Origin of the sequence: Rosenbergiella nectarea, from assembly GCF_900111105.1 — a bacterium.
Classification (GTDB): domain Bacteria; phylum Pseudomonadota; class Gammaproteobacteria; order Enterobacterales; family Enterobacteriaceae; genus Rosenbergiella; species Rosenbergiella nectarea.
The window spans coordinates 127042-151058 of record NZ_FOGC01000004.1 but is presented as its reverse complement, the minus strand read 5'-3'; the positions used below and the strand labels follow the sequence as shown (position 1 = coordinate 151058).

20 protein-coding genes and 1 pseudogene are annotated in these 24017 nt (G+C 48.4%); 14 read left to right on the top strand and 7 right to left on the bottom strand.

Annotated elements, in window-relative coordinates; all coding sequences use genetic code 11:
* Positions 1–27: 27 nt before the first annotated feature.
* The 4 genes from cydD to infA all read left to right on the top strand — a co-directional run bounded on the left by cydD (position 28) and on the right by infA (position 4774).
* Complete coding sequence (gene cydD, locus BMX14_RS06805) at positions 28–1803, top strand: heme ABC transporter permease/ATP-binding protein CydD (RefSeq protein ID WP_092674616.1); 1776 nt, start codon at positions 28–30, stop codon at positions 1801–1803.
* Entirely contained in the window at positions 1803–3542 is a 1740-nt protein-coding gene (cydC, locus tag BMX14_RS06800; protein WP_092674613.1) for a heme ABC transporter ATP-binding protein/permease CydC, read from the top strand. Before cydD ends, cydC begins: the two co-directional genes overlap by 1 nt.
* A complete protein-coding gene (gene aat / locus BMX14_RS06795) occupies positions 3539–4243 on the top strand; it encodes a leucyl/phenylalanyl-tRNA--protein transferase (RefSeq protein ID WP_092674610.1) in 705 nt (234 codons plus the stop codon). Before cydC ends, aat begins: the two co-directional genes overlap by 4 nt.
* Positions 4244–4555: 312 nt before the next feature.
* Positions 4556–4774: a translation initiation factor IF-1 gene (gene infA, locus BMX14_RS06790; RefSeq protein WP_028684310.1), complete on the top strand. Its 219-nt coding sequence runs from the start codon at positions 4556–4558 to the stop codon at positions 4772–4774.
* A 55-nt stretch (positions 4775–4829) separates the two neighbouring features.
* On the opposite strand, the gene clpA is transcribed toward infA, so the two are convergent.
* The gene (gene clpA / locus BMX14_RS06785; RefSeq protein ID WP_092674607.1) at positions 4830–7115 is read right to left on the bottom strand and encodes an ATP-dependent Clp protease ATP-binding subunit ClpA; all 2286 of its coding nucleotides are present in this window, start codon (positions 7113–7115) and stop codon (positions 4830–4832) included.
* A 53-nt stretch (positions 7116–7168) separates the two neighbouring features.
* Positions 7169–7489 carry an ATP-dependent Clp protease adapter ClpS gene (clpS, locus tag BMX14_RS06780; protein WP_092674604.1) on the bottom strand — a complete coding sequence of 107 codons (321 nt, stop codon included), beginning with the start codon at positions 7487–7489 and terminating at the stop codon, positions 7169–7171.
* A gap of 251 nt (positions 7490–7740) precedes the next feature.
* On the opposite strand from clpS, the pseudogene poxB reads away from it, so the two are divergent.
* A pseudogene (poxB, locus tag BMX14_RS06775) lies at positions 7741–9467 on the top strand (ubiquinone-dependent pyruvate dehydrogenase).
* 367 nt (positions 9468–9834) lie between these two features.
* On the opposite strand, the gene BMX14_RS06770 reads toward poxB, so the two are convergent.
* Positions 9835–10647, bottom strand: a complete 813-nt coding sequence (locus BMX14_RS06770; RefSeq protein WP_371316080.1) for an N-acetylmuramoyl-L-alanine amidase — start codon at positions 10645–10647, stop codon at positions 9835–9837.
* A gap of 184 nt (positions 10648–10831) precedes the next feature.
* Here BMX14_RS06770 and artP point away from each other — a divergent pair, with 184 nt between their 5' ends.
* The 4 genes from artP to artM are packed head-to-tail and all read left to right on the top strand — an operon-like array spanning position 10832 to position 13696.
* Positions 10832–11560, top strand: coding sequence for an arginine ABC transporter ATP-binding protein ArtP (gene artP / locus BMX14_RS06765; RefSeq protein ID WP_092674795.1), 729 nt, complete (start codon positions 10832–10834; stop codon positions 11558–11560).
* Positions 11561–11573: 13 nt separating this feature from the next.
* On the top strand, positions 11574–12305 hold the full coding sequence (artJ, locus tag BMX14_RS06760; RefSeq protein ID WP_092674598.1) for an arginine ABC transporter substrate-binding protein: 732 nt from the start codon (positions 11574–11576) through the stop codon (positions 12303–12305).
* A 6-nt stretch (positions 12306–12311) separates the two neighbouring features.
* On the top strand, positions 12312–13028 hold the full coding sequence (gene artQ / locus BMX14_RS06755) for an arginine ABC transporter permease ArtQ (RefSeq protein WP_092674595.1): 717 nt from the start codon (positions 12312–12314) through the stop codon (positions 13026–13028).
* Positions 13028–13696 carry an arginine ABC transporter permease ArtM gene (artM, locus tag BMX14_RS06750; protein ID WP_092674792.1) on the top strand — a complete coding sequence of 223 codons (669 nt, stop codon included), beginning with the start codon at positions 13028–13030 and terminating at the stop codon, positions 13694–13696. Before artQ ends, artM begins: the two co-directional genes overlap by 1 nt.
* Before the next feature lie 26 nt (positions 13697–13722).
* Here the strand turns inward: artM and rlmC are convergent, their stop codons facing one another.
* A complete protein-coding gene (gene rlmC / locus BMX14_RS06745) occupies positions 13723–14847 on the bottom strand; it encodes a 23S rRNA (uracil(747)-C(5))-methyltransferase RlmC (protein ID WP_092674592.1) in 1125 nt (374 codons plus the stop codon).
* An 89-nt stretch (positions 14848–14936) separates the two neighbouring features.
* Positions 14937–15659 (bottom strand): oxygen-insensitive NADPH nitroreductase, encoded by a 723-nt coding sequence (gene nfsA, locus BMX14_RS06740; RefSeq protein ID WP_092674589.1) that lies wholly within the window; start codon positions 15657–15659, stop codon positions 14937–14939.
* A gap of 168 nt (positions 15660–15827) precedes the next feature.
* On the opposite strand from nfsA, the gene BMX14_RS06735 reads away from it, so the two are divergent.
* From BMX14_RS06735 to ybjG, 3 genes are all read left to right on the top strand, one after another.
* Positions 15828–16091, top strand: coding sequence for a GrxA family glutaredoxin (locus BMX14_RS06735; protein ID WP_092674586.1), 264 nt, complete (start codon positions 15828–15830; stop codon positions 16089–16091).
* A 186-nt stretch (positions 16092–16277) separates the two neighbouring features.
* On the top strand, positions 16278–17960 hold the full coding sequence (locus tag BMX14_RS06730) for an aspartate:alanine antiporter (protein WP_092674583.1): 1683 nt from the start codon (positions 16278–16280) through the stop codon (positions 17958–17960).
* Between the two features lie 117 nt (positions 17961–18077).
* On the top strand, positions 18078–18683 hold the full coding sequence (gene ybjG / locus BMX14_RS06725; protein WP_092674580.1) for an undecaprenyl-diphosphate phosphatase: 606 nt from the start codon (positions 18078–18080) through the stop codon (positions 18681–18683).
* Between the two features lie 71 nt (positions 18684–18754).
* Here the strand turns inward: ybjG and BMX14_RS06720 are convergent, their stop codons facing one another.
* Entirely contained in the window at positions 18755–19951 is a 1197-nt protein-coding gene (locus tag BMX14_RS06720; protein WP_092674577.1) for a serine hydrolase, read from the bottom strand.
* Between the two features lie 297 nt (positions 19952–20248).
* On the opposite strand from BMX14_RS06720, the gene moeA reads away from it, so the two are divergent.
* Positions 20249–21481 carry a molybdopterin molybdotransferase MoeA gene (moeA, locus tag BMX14_RS06715; RefSeq protein WP_092674575.1) on the top strand — a complete coding sequence of 411 codons (1233 nt, stop codon included), beginning with the start codon at positions 20249–20251 and terminating at the stop codon, positions 21479–21481.
* Positions 21481–22227 carry a molybdopterin-synthase adenylyltransferase MoeB gene (moeB, locus tag BMX14_RS06710; RefSeq protein ID WP_092674572.1) on the top strand — a complete coding sequence of 249 codons (747 nt, stop codon included), beginning with the start codon at positions 21481–21483 and terminating at the stop codon, positions 22225–22227. The genes moeA and moeB overlap by 1 nt, the downstream gene beginning before the upstream one ends.
* Before the next feature lie 28 nt (positions 22228–22255).
* On the opposite strand, the gene BMX14_RS06705 is transcribed toward moeB, so the two are convergent.
* Positions 22256–23848 carry an ABC-F family ATPase gene (locus BMX14_RS06705; protein ID WP_092674569.1) on the bottom strand — a complete coding sequence of 531 codons (1593 nt, stop codon included), beginning with the start codon at positions 23846–23848 and terminating at the stop codon, positions 22256–22258.
* Positions 23849–24017: the final 169 nt, after the last annotated feature.

The following is a 24017-nucleotide window of genomic DNA, read 5'->3' as shown; positions in this document are numbered from 1 at the left end:
CAATTCCAACAGGTCAGTGACTCTCCCGTGGATAAATCAAGACAAAAACAGCTCACCCTCTGGCTCAAAGCGCAGCGTTTCCATGCTAAACGTTGGCTTAAACTTTCGGTCATTTTGGGAACCTGCAGCGCGCTCACTATTTTTCTACAGGCCTACTGTTTAGCAGAACTTCTGCAACGTGCCTTAATCGATCATCAGCCACTCCCGCATCTTTATCATTGGTTAGCGCTTCTGGTTGGCTGTTTCGCGCTGCGCTCGGTGCTGCACTACACCCGTGAAAAAGTCGGCGTGAAAGCGGGCGAGGCGCTGCGTCAAGCTATTCGCCAAATAGTCTTAGACCGTTTGGAAGGGTTAGGACCCGTTTGGGTCGCTTCTCGACCTGTCGGAAGTTGGACCACGTTGCTGCATGAACAGATTGAAAAAATGCACGACTATTACGCCCGTTATCTGCCGCAGATGACTTTAGCCGCCGTCATCCCGCTACTGATCCTGATTACCCTGTTTCCCGTAAACTGGGCAGCTGCGACAATCTTGTTCCTCACGGCCCCACTCATCCCAATCTTTATGGCAATGGTCGGTATGGGGGCAGCTGATGCAAACCGCCGTAATTTTGCTGCGCTTGCTCGGTTAAGTGGCGATTTTCTCGATCGTTTACGCGGCCTAGACACCCTGCGCCTCTTTCATCGACGCCAAGCGGAAGAGCAGGCGATTGCGGAAAGTACAGAGCAGTTCCGTTTACGGACGATGGAAGTCCTGCGTATCGCCTTCCTCTCTTCAGCCGTACTAGAATTTTTCGCATCAGTCTCCATCGCGATTGTTGCGGTCTATTTTGGTTTTTCGTATCTCGGTGTTTTCCACTTTGGTAGCTATGGTGGTGCCGTCACCTTATTTGCTGGCTTTATCGCATTGATTCTAGCCCCAGAGTTTTTCCAACCTCTGCGTGATTTAGGCAGTTTTTACCATGCCAAAGCGCAAGCAGCGGGTGCCGCCGATGAGATAGAAAGCTTTCTTGCTGAGACGGAAAATTTACTCCCTACTGCTCAGGGTGAAAGCCTTACCACGGATCGGTCTGCTCCCCTAACGATTGAAGCCCGTGATTGGGTTATTACGTCAATCGAAGGCGTAAAGCTCGTCGGTCCACTGAATTTCCATTTTAACGCCGCTCAACGTTTGGCGTTGGTAGGACCCAGTGGTTCCGGCAAAAGTACGCTGCTGAATGCGCTACTTGGCTTCCTGCCTTATCAAGGGTCGCTACTGATCAATGGCCAAGAACTCAACACGCTTTCGCGTGAAGAGTGGTTGAAATCGGTGAGCTGGGTGGGGCAACATCCTCGCTTATTCCCCTGCTCTATCGAGGAGAATATTTCTCCACAAGGAAAACTCAGCGAACAAACGCTGAATGCGATCGTCGCACAAACCGGTATCGATGAGTTTCTCGAACGCTTACCGCAGGGTCTAGCCACCGAGGTGAGCGAAGAGAGTCAGAATTTATCGGTTGGCCAAGCGCAGCGCATTGCGGTTGCCCGTGCCTTAGCGAAGCAGGCTCAACTCTTACTCCTCGATGAACCGACTGCCAGTTTAGATCGCCATCATGAGCAAAGGATCATGCACAGCCTACAACAGGCGAGCCACCAGCAAATGACCGTCATGGTCACGCATCAGCTCGATCAATTGACCGACTGGCCGACCATAATCGTTATGGCAGAAGGAAAAATTGTCCAGATGGGCGATTTTAGCTCGCTTGCGGCTGAGAATGGCCTGTTTCAACGGTTGTTAAGTCATCGTTCTGGGGAGATTGAATAATGAAAGCATTATTCCCTTTTTTAGCGCTGTGGCGTAGGCATCGTTGGCAGTTAGTGCTAGGCGTATTATTAGCGACGATCACCCTACTTGCCAGTGTCGGGCTGTTGAGCCTGTCGGGCTGGTTCCTCGCAGCCTCTGCGATGGCCGGTAGTGCCGGTATTTATACGTTTAACTATATGCTGCCAGCGGCAGGGGTTCGCGGTTCGGCCATCCTTCGTACGGTCGCACGTTATCTAGAGCGTCTCGTCAGTCATGACGCAACGTTCAAGGTGCTAAAACATCTGCGCGTCACGATATTCAGTAAGATTTATCCTCTCGCGCCGGCAGGCACTCATCAATTCCGTCAGGGTGATTTACTTAACCGTTTTGTCGGCGATGTCGAGACACTGGATCACTTATACTTACGAGTTATCTCGCCGATGGTCGGCGCCCTGCTTGTGACACTGGTCGTAGGCGTGGGGTTAAGCTATATCAACCACCATGCTGCGCTGGTCGTCGCTGGCGTGATGTTCGGCGTTATCCTTCTTTTCCCGCCCCTCTTCTACCGTGTGGGCAAACCGGCCGGTGAACAGATTGCGGCCTTGAGTAGTGCCTATCGCCAACAACTGACCACACATCTTAGCGCAATGTCTGAACTCTTACTGTTCCCGCCGCAACACGATTGGCGAACAGAGCTTGGACTGACTGAGAAAAAGTGGCTGGCAACCCAAGCGCGACAACAGAACCTCAATGCCTTGGCGCAAAGTATGATTATCTTGCTGACTGGCTTAACCATTGTTGCAGTCTTCATTATCATGTCCCGCCATCAGCTAGCGCAAATCGCGACGGCCGATAGTGCGTTGTTAGTCTTCTGTGTGCTGGCGGCGTTTGAATCGCTGGGTCCAGTGGCCACTGCCTTCTTGCATTTGTCTGAAGTCTCGATTGCTGCCGATCGCCTAAACCAATTATTCACGCAACAGCCTACGGTAACCTTTCCCGCTAAGCCCCTAACCATCGATGACCGCGCGGCTGAACTCTCGATAAAGGCGGTGGATTTCTCCTATAGCGCTACCGGACCTAAGGTGTTAGATCACCTAACGCTTACTCTTGCCGCGCACCAGAAAGTGGCGTTGCTGGGTAGCACGGGATGTGGGAAAACCACGTTATTACAGTTACTCACTCGAGCTTGGGACCCGTTAGCCGGTGAGATTCGCATTAATAACCAACCCTTGACGGCCTATTCGGAACCCCAGCTTCGGGCTATGATTACGGTGGTCAGCCAGCGCGTCGCCATTTTTAATCAGACGTTACGTGAGAATTTAATGCTTGCTCAACCGCTGGCGGACGATGCACAACTGATTGAAAGCCTTACAGTAGTCGGATTGTCGGCTCTGCTGGAAGGTGCCGGATTAGACAGCTGGTTAGGAGAAGGGGGGCGGCCTCTTTCCGGTGGAGAGCGTCGCCGGTTAGCCATAGCCCGTGCATTATTACATAACGCGCCGATTTGGTTACTGGATGAGCCTCTTGAGGGGTTGGATGGCCAAACCGAGCACCTGATTATGCAACTTCTGCTTAAGGTAACGGAACAGAAAACCGTATTAATGGTCACTCACCGCCTTACCGGCATTGAAGCGGTAGATAAAATCTGCGTGATGGAGCAAGGTCATATCATTGAGGAAGGGACCCATCAGCAGCTTATGGCGCAAAAAGCGCGCTATCACGCCTTCCGTCAGCGCCAGCAAGGCCAATACGGACGATGAGTGCTATCTATCTTCCCTGCCTAGAGGGGCAGCCGAACGGGCAATTTCCATCTCCAGATTGTGCGTTGGCGTCTCCACAAGGACTGCTCGCTTACGGCGGTGATCTGCTTCCAGGACGGTTAATTGCTGCCTATCAGCAGGGGATTTTCCCGTGGTTCTCAGAGGAGGACCCCATTTTATGGTGGAGTCCCGATCCGCGCGCAGTGCTACCGATTGATGCCTTTCATCTCAGTCGCAGTATGCAACGCTTTTTACGACACTGTCCCTATCACGTCACGCTTAATCACAATTTCCGAGCCGTTATCGAAGGCTGTGCCAGCACGCATTTCGACGGCACTTGGATCACTGAAGAAGTGATTACGGCATGGTGTAATCTAGCGGCGATGGGCCACGCGCATTCGCTCGAAGTGTGGTGTGAGAATGAGCTGGTTGGCGGCATTTATGGGATGGCGTTAGGCGGAATTTTCTGCGGAGAGTCGATGTTCAGTCGTCAACCTAACGCCTCAAAACTGGCGCTATTCCAACTTTGCCACCATTTTTCTGCTTACGGCGGTGAACTGATCGATTGTCAAATACTGAATCCCCATACCCATTCGTTGGGTGCGCGCGAAATTTCCCGCCAACAGTTTCTAACGCAATTAGCAGACCTTCAGAAAAGAATTATCCCGTCGGAATGCTGGGCTAAAAAACGGTTATTTTAAATCAGGGTGAATGTTTAACAGGCTTTTTTTATAAAAAGGTAGTATAATACTGGCGCTTGTTATGCAGGTGGCGGTTTAGTTAACACTCTATTTTCTTTTTACCCCACGCTTTCCTTGCGGAATAACGCGATAGTAGATGGCCAATGCCCTACTCAAACGTGTTCCTCAAACGACATAACACCCAAATTCACGTAAAGATCGCTCGCTTGACGCCAAGCACTGACCTAATTGGTCGCCTTTTCTTTACACAGGTATAAGACTTCGGCATTATTCTGTCGAGTAAACATTTAGTTAGTCCATTCAGAGGATTCGATGGCCAAAGAAGACAATATTGAAATGCAGGGCACCGTATTAGATACGTTACCCAACACCATGTTCCGTGTAGAACTCGAAAATGGGCACGTTGTTACTGCTCATATCTCAGGTAAAATGCGTAAAAACTACATTCGTATTCTTACCGGTGATAAAGTCACCGTTGAACTGACCCCCTACGATTTAACGAAAGGTCGCATTGTCTTCCGTAGTCGTTAATCTATCGTTTAATGACTGCCATAAAAAAGGCCGGATATTCCGGCCTTTTTATTATCTAGTGAACGGTCCCTGCAGCTTTCTGTCTCGCCGCACTTTCAAAATGGTAGGTCAACTGGTCTTTGCTACGATCTAAACCAACTGAAACTGACCCCCCTTCGACTAATGACCCAAACAGCAATTCGTTAGCTAAAGGTTTCTTCAAGTTTTCTTGCACGGCTCTGGCCATAGGACGAGCACCCATCGCTTTATCGTAGCCTTTCTCTGCTAGCCATTCTCGGGCTTCATCACTCACTTCTAATGACACACCCTTCGGATCTAACTGCGCTTGTAGTTCGACGATAAATTTATCCACGACTTGATGGATCACCGCTGTGGAGAGATGTTCGAACCAGATAATGTTATCAAGACGGTTACGAAACTCTGGGGTAAAGATTTTCTTAATCTCTTCCAGTGCATCGGTACTATTGTCTTGTTGGATCAAACCGATGGTTTTACGTTCCGTCTCACGGACTCCCGCATTGGTGGTCATCACTAAGATCACGTTACGGAAATCAGCCTTACGACCATTATTATCGGTTAAGGTCCCGTTATCCATGACTTGCAACAGGAGGTTAAACACATCTGGGTGCGCTTTTTCAATTTCGTCCAGCAACACGACAGAGTGAGGATGTTTAATGACCGCGTCGGTTAACAGACCACCTTGTTCGTAACCCACATAACCTGGAGGTGCACCTATTAGACGGCTGACCGTATGACGTTCCATATATTCGGACATATCAAAACGTAATAGCTCAATGCCCAGAGCTTTCGCCAGCTGTGCGGTAACCTCTGTTTTACCCACACCGGTAGGCCCCGCGAACAAGAATGATCCGACAGGTTTGTGCTCATTGCCCAAGCCCGCACGACTCATTTTGATCGCTTCCGATAATGCATTAATCGCTTTATCTTGACCAAATACCAACATTTTCAAGCGCTCATCGAGACTGCGTAACGTATCGCGGTCGGTCGCTGAAACACTTTTTTCAGGGATCCGCGCAATGCGCGCAACAACGGTTTCGATATCTTGAATATTGAGCGTTTTTTTACGTTTGCTATTCGGCAATAGACGCGCTCGAGCACCCGCCTCGTCGATCACATCAATGGCCTTGTCCGGCAAATGGCGATCGTTGATGTATTTTACTGATAATTCCACGGCAGCGCGAATAGCTTTAGCGGTGTAGCGGACATCGTGGTGCTTCTCGTATTTCGGTTTTAAACCCGTAAGGATTTTTATTGTTTCGTCCAAGGTAGGTTCGACAATATCAATTTTTTGGAATCGGCGCGCTAAGGCACGATCTTTTTCAAAGATTGAGCTGTATTCTTGATACGTGGTGGAACCCATCACGCGGATTTTACCGCTAGAGAGCAGTGGCTTAATCAGATTAGCCGCATCGACTTGCCCACCCGAGGCAGCACCCGCTCCGATGATGGTGTGGATCTCATCGATAAACAGAATACTGTTCTCATCCTGTTCAAGCTGTTTTAGCAACGCTTTAAAACGCTTTTCAAAGTCACCACGGTACTTTGTCCCCGCGAGCAGCGAGCCAATGTCGAGCGAGTAAATCACGCACTCTTTCATTACATCGGGTACATCGCCTTGCTCGATACGCCATGCAAGGCCTTCCGCGATAGCCGTTTTCCCGACGCCTGACTCACCCACTAACAGCGGGTTATTTTTACGGCGACGGCAGAAGACTTGAACCGTTCTTTCTAACTCTTTCTCGCGGCCAATCAATGGGTCGATGCCCCCTACGCGAGCGAGCTGGTTAAGATTGGTCGTGAAGCTATCAATGCGTTCCTCGCTGGAACTGCTCGCGGCTTCGTCTGAAGAAGACGGATTGTCAGACGGTTTATCTTCAGCACTGTCGTCTTTACGTGTGCCGTGAGAGAGATAATTAACAATATCCAATCGGCTTACTTCGTGTTTCCTTAATAGGTACGCCGCTTGTGATTCTTGTTCACTGAATATTGCCACCAGTACATTAGCACCGGTGACTTCGCTACGTCCGGACGATTGAACGTGGAAGACCGCACGTTGTAGAACACGTTGAAAACTTAACGTGGGTTGCGTTTCGCGCTCTTCATCCGCTTCGGGTAACACTGGCGTCGTTTTCTGAATAAACGTCTCCAGCTCTGTGCGCAGCGCAGCGAGATCGACCGAGCAGGCTTCTAACGCTTCGCGCGCAGCAGGATTGCTGATTAGCGCGAGGAGCAGATGCTCGACGGTCATAAATTCGTGATGGTGCTCACGCGCTCTGGCGAAAGCCATATTTAAACTGAGTTCCAGTTCCTGATTGAGCATTAGGCACCTCCGATCGGTTAACGCTTAGGTCTCAGCCTAGATATAGGGGCTGATTAGATTTTTTCCAGCATACATAGCAACGGATGCTCATTTTCCTTCGCGTAACGATTCACTTGCATGACTTTCGTTTCAGCCACCTCGGCGGTAAATTCACCGCAAATCGCCTTCCCTTCATAATGCACTGTAAGCATCAGTTGCGTTGCACGCTCAATATCCAGCGAGAAGAATTTTTGTAAAACTTCGATCACAAACTCCATAGGAGTGTAATCGTCATTCAATAGCACAACTTTATACTTTGACGGCGGTTGTAACGCCTCATCAAGATGACTCTCTAAAAGTTGTTCGAAGTCGAAACCATGATCCGTGTTAGCCATAATTACCCAGCAATACTTGAATGAAAAGCTCAATTTTACTGTCAGTTTATCATGAACCCTGGCATTTAGCAGAACCGACCTTATTTCAGTCTAGCCCTTCTGGCACAATACAACTAAAAAAAACCTTATGACAAGCCATTCGGCCACTTTTCTTTATAGGACCGCATTCAAGGTTTATCCCTTCTCATCAAACTGTGAGAAATGTTGAACTACAATTAACGCATATAACGTGAATCTAATGGGAGTGGTACATGGAAAAGACAGTCGCGGCATTACTGGTAGAAACCTTAACAGAGGTAGGCGTCAAACATATATGGGGGGTCACCGGTGATTCGCTTAATGGGATTAGCGATAGTCTAAATAAGCAATCAGCAATTACTTGGATGTCAACGCGCCATGAAGAGGCGGCGGCTTTTGCTGCCGGTGCCGAAGCACAAGTCACTAATGAATTGGCTGTTTGCGCAGGCTCCTGTGGCCCAGGTAACTTACATTTAATCAACGGTCTGTTTGATTGCCATCGAAACCATCAACCGGTCCTCGCTATCGCGGCGCATATCCCTTCTAGTGAAATTGGCAGTAACTACTTCCAAGAAACCCATCCTCAAGAGCTGTTTAAGGAGTGTAGCCACTATTGTGAACTGGTGAGTAACCCCGAACAGTTCCCACAAATTCTGGCGATTGCCTTACGCACGGCGATTATAAAACGTGGTGTCGCGGTCATCGTCCTGCCTGGGGATATCGCCTTACAAAGTATTAAGGTTCCCGATAACCTCGAGTGGTACCCGCCGTCGCTGCCTGAGGTAAAACCGGTTACCTCGGAACTCGAACAACTGGCAGAAGTGTTGAATAGCGCTCACAACATTACGCTGATGTGTGGCAGCGGCTGCGCAGGGGCGCATGATGAAGTGGTGGCCCTGGCTGAAAAACTCCAGGCACCGATTCGATTGTGCATGCACTGCGTGGTAAAGAACATATCGAGTACGACAACCCCTATGATGTCGGCATGACCGGACTGATTGGATTCTCGTCGGGGTATCACGCCATGCTCGATGCCGATACACTGGTATTATTAGGAACGCAATTCCCTTACCGTGCGTTCTATCCCGAGTCGGCGAAGATTATTCAAATCGATATCAACCCCTCAAGCATCGGTTCGCACTGCCATGTTAACTTCCCGCTAATTGGGGATATCAAAGCGACAGTCAAGGAGTTGCTGCCATTACTTAGCGCTTCTCATGATCCCGCTCACCTCGAAAAGTCCGTTAAACACTATCAAAAAAGCCGCCAACAATTAGACGATTTAGCCGTGGCCAATGATGAACGCCCTATTCACCCACAGTATCTCGCCCAACAAATTGACCGACTCGCCACTGACGAGACGATTTTTACCTGTGATGTCGGCACGCCAACGGTTTGGGCGGCGCGTTATCTCACCATGAACGGTAAAAGACGTTTACTGGGATCGTTTAACCATGGGTCGATGGCGAATGCTATGCCTCAAGCCATGGGCGCTCAGTCCGTCGATAAGTCGCGTCAAGTCGTGGCGCTATGCGGTGACGGTGGATTTGCCATGCTAATGGGCGACTTATTGACGATTGCTCAACATCAATTACCGGTAAAACTGGTCATCTTTAATAATAGTGTGTTGGGTTTTGTGGCGATGGAAATGAAAGCCGGGGGGTATCTGACTAATGGTACCGAATTGGATAACCCTGATTTTGCCGCCATCGCTAAGGCCTGCAATATTGAAGGCTTCAGCGTGCAAAAGGCTTCAGAGCTAAGCGATGTCTTACAGCAGGCATTTGACCATCCTGGCCCGGCACTGATTGATGTGACGACAGCGAAAGATGAGTTAGCGATGCCGCCACAGATAAAACTCGAGCAGGCCAAGGGATTTAGCTTGTATATGTTGAAAGCGATTATCAATGGCCAAGGCAGCGAGATCATCGACTTAGCGAAAACCAACCTGTTCCGCTAGCCCATCCCCCTGTTAGCCCCTCGTTGAGGGGCTACTCATTTTGCTTCTGTAAATTTTACTAAGATCTCTATCGCATAGCTCCTGCTTTCTTCGCGATTTCACCGTAATCATGTTCGTCGCACTGCGCCTGTTGCAAACAGTCGATCAGGCCTGTACGGTAAAGGGTTGCTGCTTGCCCAGCACAGTCAGGACTGCACCGCCAATTTCATTGCAAATATTCTGGCTATCACTGTGTTCAAAATGAGTTGTCATCATGGCCTCGCGGATTGCCGGTTAAGGGGGGTAAGGGGGTACGTCGTGACTCCTCCTACTCTGCATGATTATTCATCTTCACCCTCTCACTATCGTTGAAAGTGATGTGCAGTGATTAGCGCTGCCAAGGGTACTGCAAGAGAAGTGCCTGTAATCGCGCAAGAGTAAGTTGATCGCCATACCCACTGCTATTTTCTGGCTGAAAGTGCATTTGAAACGCGCGTATCAATTGCTGCTGTTCATCAGGTGTCGCATGGGCGCTGATGGCATAGCCATAGTGTTTCAGTAGCGGTAGCAATACTGCATTGGCAACCGGTGCATCAGGCGCTCGCCCGGCTAATAACTTATTCACTAATTTCTGATCAGGCCACGCCCCTAGCCCGTGTTCAGCCAGCTGTTGCCAAGGAAAACAGGGGCCCGGATCCACTTTTCTTAACGGCGCAATATCGCTATGCCCAATAATATTTTCAGGCTCTATACCGTAGCGGTGGGCAATTTGACTCACCAGTTGAATTAATACTCCAATCTGTTGCGGCGGATACCTTTCACACTGCCCAAAATGCTGGCCGGAGGGTTCGATAACCCCTTTATTCACTAACTCGATGCCTATCGACGTTTTATTAAGATTATAGGTACCTCGCCACGCACTGAGCCCCGCATGCCAAGCGGCCTGATCTTCAGGAACGAGCTGATAGATTTCTGGTGACGACTGATTGCCCTTAGGGTGTTGAGCAATCAGATAATGACTACTGACTTGCTTACCCGTAAGGAGCGCTAAAGCTCGCTGCTCATCCGCCACCGTGTAGTGGATGACTATAGCGTTGATTCTTGGTTGATGGCTTATCGCGACATAGGTTGTGTTGACGGCCTGCTGACTCGTCGTCGGGGCAGGCTTTGTGGCCTGGCACCCCGACAACAACGCCAGCATAATGAGAAATCCCTTTTTCAATTTTTACCCCTTTACCGAGTGACGCTCTACTTTACCCCTGTTCGGTCAATTGACCAAACAGGTTAAGAATGAGATAAGAAAAAGTCTGCATCATAATTGCATACTTATGCATAATGGATTAGTATCTGGGCAAATACACTCTTATAAAAGTCAGATTTATCGCATGAGCATTCATTTAGAAGGCGTAAATTGTTTCTACGGCGGTCAACAGGCCCTGTACGATATTACTTTGAATTGTGCCCAAGGGGAGACGCTAGTGCTGCTCGGCCCGAGCGGTGCAGGGAAGAGCTCATTGCTGCGTGTATTAAATTTATTAGAAGTTCCGCGTTCTGGCCAGTTATCCATTGCCAATCAACAGTTCGATTTTAAGGATCGCCCTTCTGCTACGGCGATTCGAACATTGCGCCAAGATGTGGGGATGGTTTTCCAACAATATAATTTATGGCCACACCTCACCGTTGAACAAAATCTTATTCAAGCCCCTTGTAAAGTATTGGGCTTAAGCCGTGCCGAGGCTCAAACCCGTGCCAAAAAATATTTGGAACGGTTACGCTTGACTGATTACGCCCAACGCTACCCTCTGCACCTTTCAGGTGGACAGCAACAACGGGTGGCGATTGCCCGCGCGCTGATGATGGAACCGCAAGTCTTACTGTTTGATGAACCCACTGCGGCCCTTGATCCTGAAATTACCGGACAAGTGGTACAGATAATTAACGAACTCTCGGCGACCAATATCACACAAGTGATTGTGACACACGAAGTCGAAGTCGCAAAAAAAACCGCTTCACATATTGTCTATATGGAAAATGGACGTATTGTTGAGCAAGGAAAAGCTGATCGTTTCACACATCCTCAAACACGCGAATTTGCGAACTATCTTTCACATTAAGGACAGGATCATCATGAAAAAAATTCTTATCGCTGCACTCCTCACCAGCCTGTCAGCCTCTGCATTCGCGGCCCAAACGCTCCGTTTCGGGACAGAAGCCTCTTATCCTCCCTTCGAATTTGTCGGCAGTGATAACAAAATCCAAGGATTTGATGTGGATTTGGCGATGGCAGTGTGTAAGCAAATCGATGCAAGCTGTAGCTTTACGAATCAATCATTCGACAGCTTAATCCCTAGCCTGAAATTCCGTCGTATCGATGCGGCAATGGCAGGAATGGACATTACCCCAGAGCGTCAGAAGCAGGTGTTATTCAGTACCCCTTACTACCTTAACTCTGCGCTATTTGTCTCAGAAAAAGGTAAAGTAGCCAGTTTAGCCACGTTGAAAGGCAAAAAAGTCGGCGTACAAAATGGGACGACTCACCAGAAATACCTCGCGGATAAACATAGCGAAATTAAGGCCGTCCCTTACGATAGCTACCAAAACGCGATTCTTGACTTAAAAAATGGCCGCGTCGATGCCGTATTTGGTGATACTGCAGTCATCAACGAGTCGTTGAAAAATAATCCGTCATTGGCACCCGTCGGCGATAAAGTGACCGATAAAGATTACTTTAGTACGGGTGTCGCGATTGCCGTGCGCCAAGGAAATAGCGCTTTGCAGCAGCAATTTAACCAAGGTCTAGCGAAAGTAAAAGCCGACGGTGAATACCAAAAAATTTACGACAAGTGGTTCAAGAAATAATCGCTGATGAATGAATTACCTTATCTCTTGAATGCCGGCGGCTTGACCGTCGGCCTTGCGCTTTGCGCACTTGTCGTCGGCTTAATGCTGGCGATGATTTTCGCCAGTTGGGAATCCCTTTCCTGTAAACCTTTAGCTTGGCTAGGCAGCCTACTGGTGATGCTCATCCGTGGCTTGCCGGAAATCTTAGTCGTGTTAGGAATTTATTATGGTTCCTCACAATTACTGCTCACCTTATCTGATGGCTTTACCCTGCCGTTAGGCTTCACAACGTTACATTTGCAACTGCAGATCGAAAACTTCGAAGTGAGCCCGTTTTTATGTGGTGTGATTGCCCTTGCGCTGTTGTATTCAGCCTATGCGTCGCAAACCCTGCGCGGTGCATTACGAGCGGTTCCTCAAGGACAGAGGGAGTCTGCCTACTCCCTAGGCATGAGTAAATCGACCGTGTTTTTTACTATTGTTATGCCGCAGATGTGGCGTCACGCCCTACCCGGACTAGGGAACCAGTGGTTAGTGCTGTTGAAAGATACTGCATTAGTCTCGCTAATCAGTGTTAATGATTTAATGTTACAGACTAAAGGCATTGCCACGCGAACCGAACAGCCCTTTACTTGGTACCTCGTTGCGGCGGCTATCTATCTGATTATTACCTTGTTGAGCCAAGCAATCCTAAAATTTGCTGAGCGCCGTGTCACACGCTTTGAGTTGGAGCAACAATGATGGGCGACTATTTACTGAAGCTCAGCGCTGGCTTACCGGTCAGTCTAGGTCTCACCGTCAGTGCGGTGCTTATTGCCCTGCTGATCGCGGTGACCCTCACCATTCTTTTAGCGCTACGTAACCCGATCACCAACGCAATGATCCACTGTTACTTAACGCTATTTACCGGTACGCCGTTACTGGTTCAAATCTTCTTAATCTATTATGGGCCGGGGCAGTTCCCGATATTACAGCAGTACCCCGCCCTATGGTCGATTCTCTCTGAACCTGGGTTTTGTGCAGTGGTGGCGTTATCGTTAAACAGTGCCGCTTATACGACGCAGCTATTGTATGGGGCGGTGAAGGCCATCCCAGCGGGTCAATGGCAATCCTGTTACGCCTTGGGGATGACGCGTGGGGAGACGCTGAAAGTATTGCTTCCTTATGCATGTAAACGGGCTCTCTCTTCTTACTCTAATGAAGTCGTGTTGGTGTTTAAGAGCACGTCGTTAGCCTATACCATTACCCTGATGGACGTGATGGGATTGAGTCAGCAACTGTATGGCGGGACTTATGACGTCAATGTGTTTGTCGCCGCAGGGATTATCTATCTCTGTATTAATGGCCTATTGACCTTACTGATGCGGTCTATCGAAGCCTATGCCCTACGCTTTGAGCAACGTGCTTAACCAATAAGTTGCCTGCGGGCAACTTGTTACTCGCGAATCAATAAAGAGAGCACTTCGCTGTGAGCGGTATGAGGGAAAAGATCGAATAACTGAACGCGTTCGAGCCGATAGCCCTGTAATCGCGTAATATCTTTTGCCAAGGTTTCTGGATTACAGCTCGAATAGAGGATGGCCGCAGGCTTAACACTGACAATAAATTCACAGAGTTCCTGACCAATTCCCCGTCGAGGTGGATTAACTAACAGCAAATCCGGTGCAGAAGTCTCATTCAGAGCGTAATGCGTGGCATCTAACGCTCGGAATTGGGTATTCTTCAAGCCAAGTTTGGTCGCGGAATCTTGTGCGCAGGCAATCGCCTCAGCGGAGATTTCGATCCCTGTCAATTGTGTCTCGGCTCTCGCGCAATGTAGCCCAAAGCCCCCCACCCCACAGAACAAATCCCACAGAGTGTCAAGCTTAAGCCCTTGCGTCCATTCCCGCGCTGTCAGATAGAGTTTGGCGGCAACCTCAGGATTGGTTTGAAAGAAGCTTTGCGGGCGGATCCACAGGGGAATATGGTTAAATGACTCGGCTAATGCGGAGGCATCGCTCAACATAATCTCCTGCTCTCCCTCCATAATCGCCATATGGACTGGCTGAATATTGACTGAAATCACGGTCAATTGCGGTAAGCATTGCTGAAGTTCAGGCAGTACTTTCTTAAGCTGAGCTAACTTTTTATCCGAACGTAAGACAAAGCGAAGCATCATCCCGCCTTGCGTACTCTCTGTCAGCAGCAAGTATTTTAATTCACCTTTGCGTCGTGCAATATGATAAGGCGTTAGACCTGCTTTAGCGATGAAGGGTAAGAGTTGGCGAAAAACCGGTGCAAAGGTATCTGGATAGAGTGGACAGTCGATCAGGTCGACACCTTCGCCCTCGGTATTGACGATCCCCAAAATCGGCCGTTCCACCGAGCCACTGACGACCATTTTTGCCTTATTACGAAACCGCCTTTGCGCCGACGGCACAGGCGGACGCCACTCCGCAACCGGGATGTCGGTTAATAAGTGTTCGATCCTCGCCTGTTTATCAGCAAGTTGCGTGACGTATTCTTTGGGGAGCCATTGACAAGAGCGACACTGACCCGCGTCATAGCGAGGGCAAAACATAGGTTACCTGTGGACGATAGTGAATTGGGGCGCGGCAGTATAGCATTGAAGCGGGATGAAATCCTATTGCTCTCATCCCGCGGCGGCGGTTAGCGCGTGATCCATCCTTGCTGCTGAAGGAAGGCTAGCATATGAGGGCGACTCTCTTTAGTGATCATTCTTTCCACCATTTCACTCCAGGTTTCATGGCGATTGGCACTGCTACGATGTTGGTAATAATCCAAAAGATGCTCATCGTAAGCGGCAAGCGTTTCGGTCTCAATCGGTTGATAGCCATTTTCATGAACGAGCATCGAGAGAGGCATGCGAGGCTTTAGCTCGGGCTTGTCCGTTGGCCAGCCGAGGCAGAGTCCAAATAGCGGGAGCACAAATTTAGGCAGATTGAGTAACTCACTTACTGCCTGCGGTTGATTACGTAGCCCTCCAATAAAGACTCCGCCCAAGCCGATCGATTCAGCCGCCACCATCGCATTCTGGGCTAACAGTGCAGTATCAACGCAGCCTAAGATCAGTTGTTCGGCATAGCCTAATTCTGCTTGCTCACTGATTTGCTTATGTCGATTAAAATCGGCACAGAGTACCCAAAATTCGGCGGCCTCAACCACCCAACGTTGATCACCGGCAAGTTCCGCCAGACGCTGGCGTTTACATTTATCAGTAATCCGTACTACCGACGCACATTGTAGCAAGCTGGAGGTAGAGGCAGATTGTGCTGCTAACAGGATCGCTTCTCGTTGTTCTGCACTAATAGGCTCATCACTGAAATGGCGAATAGAACGGTGCTGGCGAAGAAGATCGATGGTCGGTGTCATGACGGGCTCCAAAAAATTTTGTAAAGAGTAAAGTGTAGCCATTACTCAACCGTCTAGCATCCCTATCGACTCACCGAATGTGCGGAATCAGTATTCAGGCCTCTTATCGACTTCCAATCTGTCTGCTGCCAAGGCATGATAAATCGTTCATTTTTCAAAGGAGCTATTATGTTTGTGGTAATTTTTGGTCGCCCTGGCTGTCCCTATTGTGTCCGCGCAAAAGAGTTAGCGGATAAATTAACTGACGAGCGTGATGATTTTAGCTATCGCTACGTGGATATTCACGCCGAAGGGATCAGCAAAGACGATCTATCGAAAAGCGCAGGAAAGACGGTGGAAACTGTTCCACAGATCTTTATCGACGAATCGCACGTCGGCGGTTTCACCGAATTTGAAGCCTATGCCAAGCAACATCTCGGATTATACCAATAATCCCTTCGGGTACTGACTTCATCAGTACCCGCCCTCCCCCTGAGTAAAATCATTTTTTCCCTCAATCAGTCATAGCAGTTGGGCAAGTGAACGATTAGAATGAGTCGGTTTTTTTAGAACCGTCAGTGCTAGTCTACAGTTGGCTGATGGAATCGCTTCTTCGACTTTTTAAATGAAAATTGACTCGTGAATATAAACGTTGCAAATTTGCTCAGCGCCAATGATGTCTTGCTTCTTTTCGTAGTGCTCTCTCTCGGTCTATGCCTAGGAAAAATTCGGCTTGGAAGTATCCAACTTGGTAGCTCAATCGGGGTACTGGTGGTCTCTCTACTGTTAGGCGAACAACATTACTCTATTAACACTAATGCACTGAGCTTAGGTTTCATGCTGTTTATATTCTGCGTGGGCATTGAAGCCGGGCCTAACTTCTTTTCAATCTTTTTCCGTGATGGAAAAAACTATTTAATGTTGGCACTGGTGATGGTTGGCAGTGCATTGCTGATCGTGTTGGGCTTAGGCAAATTTTTTCACTGGGATATCGGTCTATCCGCTGGCATATTAGCAGGGTCGATGACCTCCACGCCGGTACTTGTCGGGGCCGGTGATACACTCCGGCAAGTGATTACCGACCCTCAACAGCTCGCTCTCCTCCAAGATAATCTCAGTCTAGGCTATGCCCTGACCTATTTGGTCGGTTTAGTCAGCTTGATCTTCGCGGCACGCTATCTTCCGCGACTACAGCACCAAGACCTGCCAACCAGTGCGCAACAAATCGCACGTGAACGCGGCTTGGATGCCGATAGCCAGCGTAAGGTTTTTTTACCGGTTATCCGCGCCTACCGGGTGGGGAAAGAGCTCGTCGAGTGGAGTGGCGGTAAAAATCTACGTGAGTTAGGGATTTATCGTCACACTGGATGCTATATCGAGCGTATCCGACGTAACGGCATCTTGGCTAGCCCAGACGGCGATGCGGTGTTGCAAGAAGGCGATGATATTTCCCTGGTCGGCTATCCGGATGCGCATGCGCGCTTAGATCCCAGTTTCCGACATGGGAAAGAGGTGTTCGACCGTGATCTGTTGGATATGCGGATAGTTACCGAAGAGATCGTGGTAAAAAACCATAACGCGGTCAATAAGCGTCTAGGTAAATTACGGTTGACCGATCATGGATGCTTTCTTAACCGCGTGATCCGTAACCAGATTGAGATGCCGATCGACGACGATATCTTATTAAATAAAGGAGATATCTTACAGATCAGTGGTGAAACAAGGCGGGTGAAGAGTATCGCTGATCGTATCGGTTTTGTGGCCATTCATAGTCAAATGACCGACCTGCTCGCCTTCTGTTCCTTCTTTATCGTTGGATTGATGATCGGTATGGTGACGTTTCAATTCAGTAATTTTGGTTTTGGGATTGGTAATGCCGCAGGACTGCTTTTCGCGGGGATCATGCTGGGTTTCTTACGCGCCAACCACCCGACCTTTGGGTATATCCCGCAAGGGGCACTGACCATGGTGAAAGAATTTGGATTACTGGTCTTTATGGCGGGTGTCGGCTTAAGCGCAGGCAGTGGGTTACACCATGGATTAGGTGAAAATGGGATCTCCATGCTGTTATGTGGCGTACTTGTCAGTCTTCTGCCGGTAGTGATCTGTTACTGTTTTGGCGCTTATGTATTACGGATGAACCGAGCGATGTTGTTCGGGGCATTGATGGGGGCACGTACCTGTGCACCGGCGCTTGAAATTATTAGCGATACCGCACGCAGCAGTATCCCCGCGTTGGGTTATGCTGGCACCTATGCGATTGCCAACGTCATATTGACTCTCGCCGGAACACTCGTTGTGATGTTGTGGCCAGGCGGTTAGTCTTTGACTTATGGGGTGAAAAGATAAGACTTTTCACCCTAGCCGCAAAACATTAATTATACTAATATTGGAAATTAACAATTAATGCTACCCGCCCTCAAGGAGAACATCTCTATTATGGAGCAGTTGAACACCCAGCTTTTTTTATGGCTTAATGCGACTCCAGATTCTCCCCATTGGCTGATTAATTTCGCCACCATTTTAGCTAAAGATGTTATCGGTATCGTTCCGTTGCTGGTGGTCGGTCTATGGCTCTGGTCACCGAAACAGTGCCTCGACTCACGCCGTGAACTGGTTCTTAAAACAGCTACCGCTTTGCTCTATGCTACCCTGTTCTCCTTCGTGATAGGTGTGGTGTTTCCGCATCCTCGCCCCTTCGCTATTGGCCTGGGCTATCATTGGTTAAACCACTCTGCGGATACTTCCTTCCCAAGTGACCACGGTACCTTTATCTTTACGTTCAGCTTAGCCTTCCTATTTTGGCATCGGGCGTGGTCTGGTATAGCCTTGCTTACGATCGGCGTATTAATCGCTTGGTCACGCATTTATCTTGGCGTGCATTGGCCGCTCGATATGGTTGGTGGGCTGTTAGTGGGTATGATTGGCTGTCTTACTGCAGAGCTCGGTTGGACATTTTATGGTAAGGCACTCTTAACCTTTGCCCATAAAGTTTATCGTCAACTTTTTGCCTTGCCGATCCGTTGGGGTTGGACACAACATTAATTATTGTGGAGTTAACAAAAGCCAGGTGATGAAGTGACCCTGGCTTTTTTATGTTTACTACCTGAGAACGATTAGAACCATTTGGCAAACAATGAAGAGATATGGAGCCAAATATAGTCAACTAAACGACTGAATAATCCGCCCTCTTTAACCTCTTCCAAGACCACTAGGGGTTTTTGATCGACGACTTTTCCATTGATTTGGAAATTCACCTGACCGACAACTTGTCCTTTAGTGAGCGGTGCAGAAAGCTGGTTTTGGCTTAAGGTATAGTCTGCCTTCAAAGCAGTAACTTGACCTTTAGGAACAGTGACGGAGGCATTATCCATTACCCCAAGTGCAACCTGCTTAGACTCACCAAACCAGACTCGAGTTTGCACGAAAGGTTTACCCGCTTTAATCGGTGACAGCGTTTCGAAGTTCTGGAAGCCCCAATTCAATAACTTCTCGCTTTCACGAAAACGGATAGCGTCAGTACTTGCCCCTAGCACCACTGAGATTAAGCGCATATTACCTGCCGTTGCCGAGGCAACTAAATTATTACCCGCGCCTGAGGTATATCCGGTTTTGATCCCATCAACATTCAGTGATGAACTCCACAGCAGACGGTTACGGTTAGGTTGACGAATATTATTGAAGCTAAACTCTTTTTCTTTATTGAGCGCGTATTCTTCGGGTACATCGCGGATCAAGGCTTGACCAATCAGTGCCATATCCCGTGCGGTACTATATTGGCCAGGCTCATCTAGCCCATGCACTGTCGTGAAATGTGTATTGGTAAGACCGAGTTTTTGACTGTAATTATTCATTAAGCCAATAAAGGTATCTTGGCTACCCGCGACATAATCGGCGAGCGCGATGCAGGCATCATTACCCGACTGGATGACGATTCCGCGATTAAGATCCGCCACCGAGACCTGCGAACCAGGTTTAAGGAACATTACCGAGGAACCACGTAATTTAGGGTTACCGGTTGCCCACGCGTCTTGACCAATGGTCACCCTATCCGTTGACTTAATTTTTCCACTTTTCAACGCTTGACCCACCACATAGCTGGTCATCATTTTCGTTAAGCTCGCGGGATCCAGTCGATCATCGGCGTGAGATTCAGTCAGTACTTTCCCACTATCATAGTCCATAAGGATCCATGCTTTGGCATCAACCTGAGGGGCATTGGGTTGAGGATCTGCGAAACTCACGCTAGGGGCAATAATCAATACGGCTAGTAACGCTGGGCGAAGCGAGGTCGACATCTTTAATGGGCGCATTATATTTACTCAATCCTGATTAACTCGTTGAAAACGAGAATATCCTGCCAGAGTGCCAGTATCTACCGTCGTGTTAAAAGATTTACAATTTTTTTTCATCGGCGAGTAAATCATCTCATCGCGATGAGGCGAGTTAGCGCCTTACTATCCTCGTAATTTTAGTAAACGTTGCATTACCTCATCCGGGCTCTTCTCTCTGATCCTCTCGATAAGAGGGGTAATTATCATGACCTGCCACTTACGATCCGTCACTAACGTGTTACCCTGTAATGAATTCCCAAATTGAATGAGATTGAGATGGAACCGTTCACCGCAGACCTACTCTCCGTAGAAGATGCTCAGGCACTTTTGCTACGGGACTTATCCCCACTCACTGAATCACGAACCCTGAATATTAATGAAGCCTTAGGTTGGGTAACGGCTGAGCCGATTATCTCACCGATAAATGTGCCTAATTTCGATAATTCAGCGATGGATGGCTATGCCTTACACCTGGCCGATATTGACGCCGGATATACCTTACCCATTACGGGTCAAGCGTTCGCGGGTAAGCCCTATTCTGGCCCCCTATCCGCGGGACACGTTATTCAAATTATGACGGGCGCGCCGGTACCGGAAGGCTGCGAAGCCGTGGTGATGCAAGAGCAGACGAAAAGAACAGATCAAGGCATTCAACTGACTGCAGCCGTGAACGCTGGCCAAAATATTCGCCGAATCGGTGAGGATATTCGTCAAGGACAAGTCGTGCTGGACGCCGGTGTTCGCCTCAAAGTGAAAGATCTTCCGCTTTTGGCGTCTTTAGGAATACAGCAAGTTAAGGTCACACGCCAACTAAGCGTGGCGGTTTTTTCTACCGGCGATGAACTCGTCACACCCGGAGCCCCCCTTGCTGTCGGGCAAATTTACGATACAAATCGCTTTGCGATTGCGCTTATGCTGCAACGCCTAGGCTGTAACGTGATTGATCTGGGCATCATCCCAGATAATAAAGTTTCGCTTACAGAAGCTTTTCACCGCGCTGACCAACAAGCCGATCTGGTGATCAGCACTGGCGGCGTGTCAGTAGGGGCTGCTGACTATACCAAGGATGTCTTACTAGAATGCGGAGATATCACGTTCTGGAAGTTGGCGATGAAACCCGGAAAGCCTTTCGCGTTTGGTCGATTACGTGAGAGCCTATTTTGTGGGTTACCCGGCAATCCGGTCTCTGCGGTAGTGACTTTTTGTCAACTGGTATACCCAATGATCCTGCGTTTACAGGGGATCACCGCAGCGCCTTTCGCTCCCTTCCCTGCAGTCTTGACCGCCTCGATCACTAAGCAACCAGGTCGAACTGAATTTCAACGTGGGTATTTTTCTTCTCATCATGGAGAGCTTCGCGTAACGGCGGATGATAAACAGGGCTCCCATATGTTTAGTACCTTTACTCATGCCAACTGTTTTATCTGCTTACCGCGTGAATCAGGTTCAATAGCGTCGGGTGAGACGGTAACGCTTCAACCTTTCCCTGATTTCTTAGACGGTGCATAATGTCTTTATCTGATCACGCTTTATTACGCTATGACCGCCAAATAGCCCTAAAAGATTTCGATATTGATAAGCAGCAACAGCTTGCCGCAGCGAAAGTGATAATAGTGGGAATGGGAGGTTTGGGCTGTGTCGTGGCGACTTATCTGGCCTCAAGTGGTATCGGCCAACTGACATTAGTTGATCCCGATACCGTCAGCCTCTCTAATCTTCCTCGACAGATATTGTTCACTGAGACCGACTGTGGCAAAGCAAAAGTTGAGGTCGCGAAACAGCAACTCGCCTTACGTAACCCAGACTGTCAGGTCATTATTTCACAGCAAGCCTTCGGCAAATCGAGCGAATGGCTCGCGCGCTGCGCTGAACATAATATGGTTATAGATTGCACCGATCAACTTTCTAGCCGCCAGCAGATAAATCATCTGTGCTTCACGACCTCAACCCCACTGGTTTCTGGGGCAGCTATTCGTATGGAGGGCTGTGTGATCAGCTTTACTTGGCAGAAAGACGAGCCCTGCTACGAATGCCTGAGCCATTTCTTTGGCGAACCTGTCGGGAGCTGTGTAGAAAACGGGGTGATGGCGCCGCTGACCGGGATAATCGGGAGTCTACAGGCTATGGAAGCGATTAGACATTTAACGCAGTATGGCAGTGAAACAAAAGGCCGCTACTTACTTTACGATGCGATGAATTTCAGCTTTACCCCGTTAAAAGTAAAGCGAAATCCAGACTGTAGGCTCTGTGCCTAACCCCCACGCTGGCTAGGCACACTATTCACTAGTTAATACCTTGAGAATTTAAATAATCTTCATAATTACCGGTGAAGTCGCTGACTTTACCTGGTTTAATTTCCAGAACGCGGGTCGCTAAAGAGCTTACAAATTCACGATCATGTGAAACGAAGATGAGTGTCCCTTCGAACATTTCCAGCGCCATATTTAAAGATTCGATGGATTCCATATCTAAGTGGTTAGTTGGCTCATCCATTATCAGAATATTAGGTTTCTGCATCATTAATTTACCAAATAGCATCCGCCCTTTCTCACCCCCTGATAGCACTTTGGCGGGTTTTTTAATATCGTCTTGGCTAAAGAGTAATCGACCTAATACACTTCTTACTGCTTGCTCATCATCACCCGCCTGTTTCCATTGGCTGATCCAATCGAAAACCGTTAGATCGTTAGCAAATTCGTATTCATGGTCCTGGGCGTAATAACCGATAGAGGCATTTTCAGACCATTTTACATTGCCACCTTCCGGCGCTAAATCACCAACCAAGGTTTTAAGTAACGTTGTTTTACCGATACCGTTAGCACCAATAATTGCTAATTTCTCACCGACTTCGAGCAGAAGACTGAGTTTTGAAAATAGTGGGCCGTTATCAAATCCTTTCGTCAACGCTTCAACTTCTAACGCGTTACGGAATAATTTTTTATCTTGTTCAAAACGAATAAATGGATTTTGACGACTTGAGGCTTTGACTTCATCTAATTTAATTTTGTCGATCTGTTTAGCCCGCGAGGTCGCTTGACGAGACTTCGACGCATTGGCACTAAAACGGCTAACAAAGGATTGTAGCTCCGCAATTTGCGCTTTCTTTTTAGCGTTATCAGAAAGTAGACGCTCACGAGATTGCGTGGCAGCAGTCATGTATTCATCGTAATTCCCTGGATAGACGCGAATTTCGCCATAATCCAAATCCGCCATATGCGTACAGACCATATTCAGGAAGTGACGGTCGTGCGAAATAATAACCATCGTACTGTCACGCTCATTTAGGGTTTGTTCTAACCAGCGGATCGTATCAATATCCAAGTTGTTCGTCGGTTCGTCTAATAGCAGAATATCAGGATTTGAGAAAAGCGCTTGCGCAAGCAACACACGCAGCTTCCAACCCGGAGCAACTTCGCTCATTGGCCCATAATGCAGGTCAACGTCGATCCCAACACCCAATAGCAGTTCACCCGCTCGGGCTTCTGCGCTGTAACCATCCATCTCACCGTACAGGACTTCAAGATCAGCGACCTTATAGCCCTCTTCTTCACTCATCTCAGGTAATGCGTAAATACGGTCTCTTTCTTGCTTAATTTGCCATAACTCATCATGGCCCATGATCACCGTATCCAACACAGTAAAGGCTTCAAAGGCGAACTGGTCTTGGCGCAGTTTACCGATACGCTCGTTCGTATCTAACGCTACGTTACCCGCCGTTGGTTGTAAATCACGTCCTAAAATTTTCATAAAGGTTGATTTGCCGCTACCATTTGCGCCAATTAACCCGTAGCGGTTGCCCCCGCCAAATTTCACAGAAATATTTTCAAATAGTGGTTTACTACCAAATTGCATGGTTACGTTATTGGTTACTAACACGATTAAGCCTTTTAATTAATGGGATTGGGCACTGATTGAGTATGACTTGACAGAATTTACCGCTGTAGCTGTATAAGCACGACACAAGGAAGTGATTATAACTCATCTGGAAAATTTCTCTGAATACTACAGAAAGAAAACAATAAAAAAACCAGCGCGTACGCTGGTT

What these genes read in the sequence shown, in the direction of transcription:
- artQ (WP_092674595.1), top strand. Translation starts at nt 12,312, where the DNA reads ATGAATGAATTACCTTATCTCTTGAATGCCGGCGGCTTGACCGTCGGC.
- artM (WP_092674792.1), top strand. Translation starts at nt 13,028, where the DNA reads ATGGGCGACTATTTACTGAAGCTCAGCGCTGGCTTACCGGTCAGTCTA.
- nfsA (WP_092674589.1), bottom strand. Translation starts at nt 15,659, where the DNA reads ATGACACCGACCATCGATCTTCTTCGCCAGCACCGTTCTATTCGCCAT.
- infA (WP_028684310.1), top strand. Translation starts at nt 4,556, where the DNA reads ATGGCCAAAGAAGACAATATTGAAATGCAGGGCACCGTATTAGATACG.
- BMX14_RS06720 (WP_092674577.1), bottom strand. Translation starts at nt 19,951, where the DNA reads ATGCGCCCATTAAAGATGTCGACCTCGCTTCGCCCAGCGTTACTAGCC.
- cydC (WP_092674613.1), top strand. Translation starts at nt 1,803, where the DNA reads ATGAAAGCATTATTCCCTTTTTTAGCGCTGTGGCGTAGGCATCGTTGG.
- ybjG (WP_092674580.1), top strand. Translation starts at nt 18,078, where the DNA reads ATGGAGCAGTTGAACACCCAGCTTTTTTTATGGCTTAATGCGACTCCA.
- artJ (WP_092674598.1), top strand. Translation starts at nt 11,574, where the DNA reads ATGAAAAAAATTCTTATCGCTGCACTCCTCACCAGCCTGTCAGCCTCT.
- BMX14_RS06770 (WP_371316080.1), bottom strand. Translation starts at nt 10,647, where the DNA reads ATGCTGGCGTTGTTGTCGGGGTGCCAGGCCACAAAGCCTGCCCCGACG.
- clpA (WP_092674607.1), bottom strand. Translation starts at nt 7,115, where the DNA reads ATGCTCAATCAGGAACTGGAACTCAGTTTAAATATGGCTTTCGCCAGA.
- moeA (WP_092674575.1), top strand. Translation starts at nt 20,249, where the DNA reads ATGGAACCGTTCACCGCAGACCTACTCTCCGTAGAAGATGCTCAGGCA.
- rlmC (WP_092674592.1), bottom strand. Translation starts at nt 14,847, where the DNA reads ATGTTTTGCCCTCGCTATGACGCGGGTCAGTGTCGCTCTTGTCAATGG.
- aat (WP_092674610.1), top strand. Translation starts at nt 3,539, where the DNA reads ATGAGTGCTATCTATCTTCCCTGCCTAGAGGGGCAGCCGAACGGGCAA.
- BMX14_RS06735 (WP_092674586.1), top strand. Translation starts at nt 15,828, where the DNA reads ATGTTTGTGGTAATTTTTGGTCGCCCTGGCTGTCCCTATTGTGTCCGC.
- clpS (WP_092674604.1), bottom strand. Translation starts at nt 7,489, where the DNA reads ATGGCTAACACGGATCATGGTTTCGACTTCGAACAACTTTTAGAGAGT.
- moeB (WP_092674572.1), top strand. Translation starts at nt 21,481, where the DNA reads ATGTCTTTATCTGATCACGCTTTATTACGCTATGACCGCCAAATAGCC.
- artP (WP_092674795.1), top strand. Translation starts at nt 10,832, where the DNA reads ATGAGCATTCATTTAGAAGGCGTAAATTGTTTCTACGGCGGTCAACAG.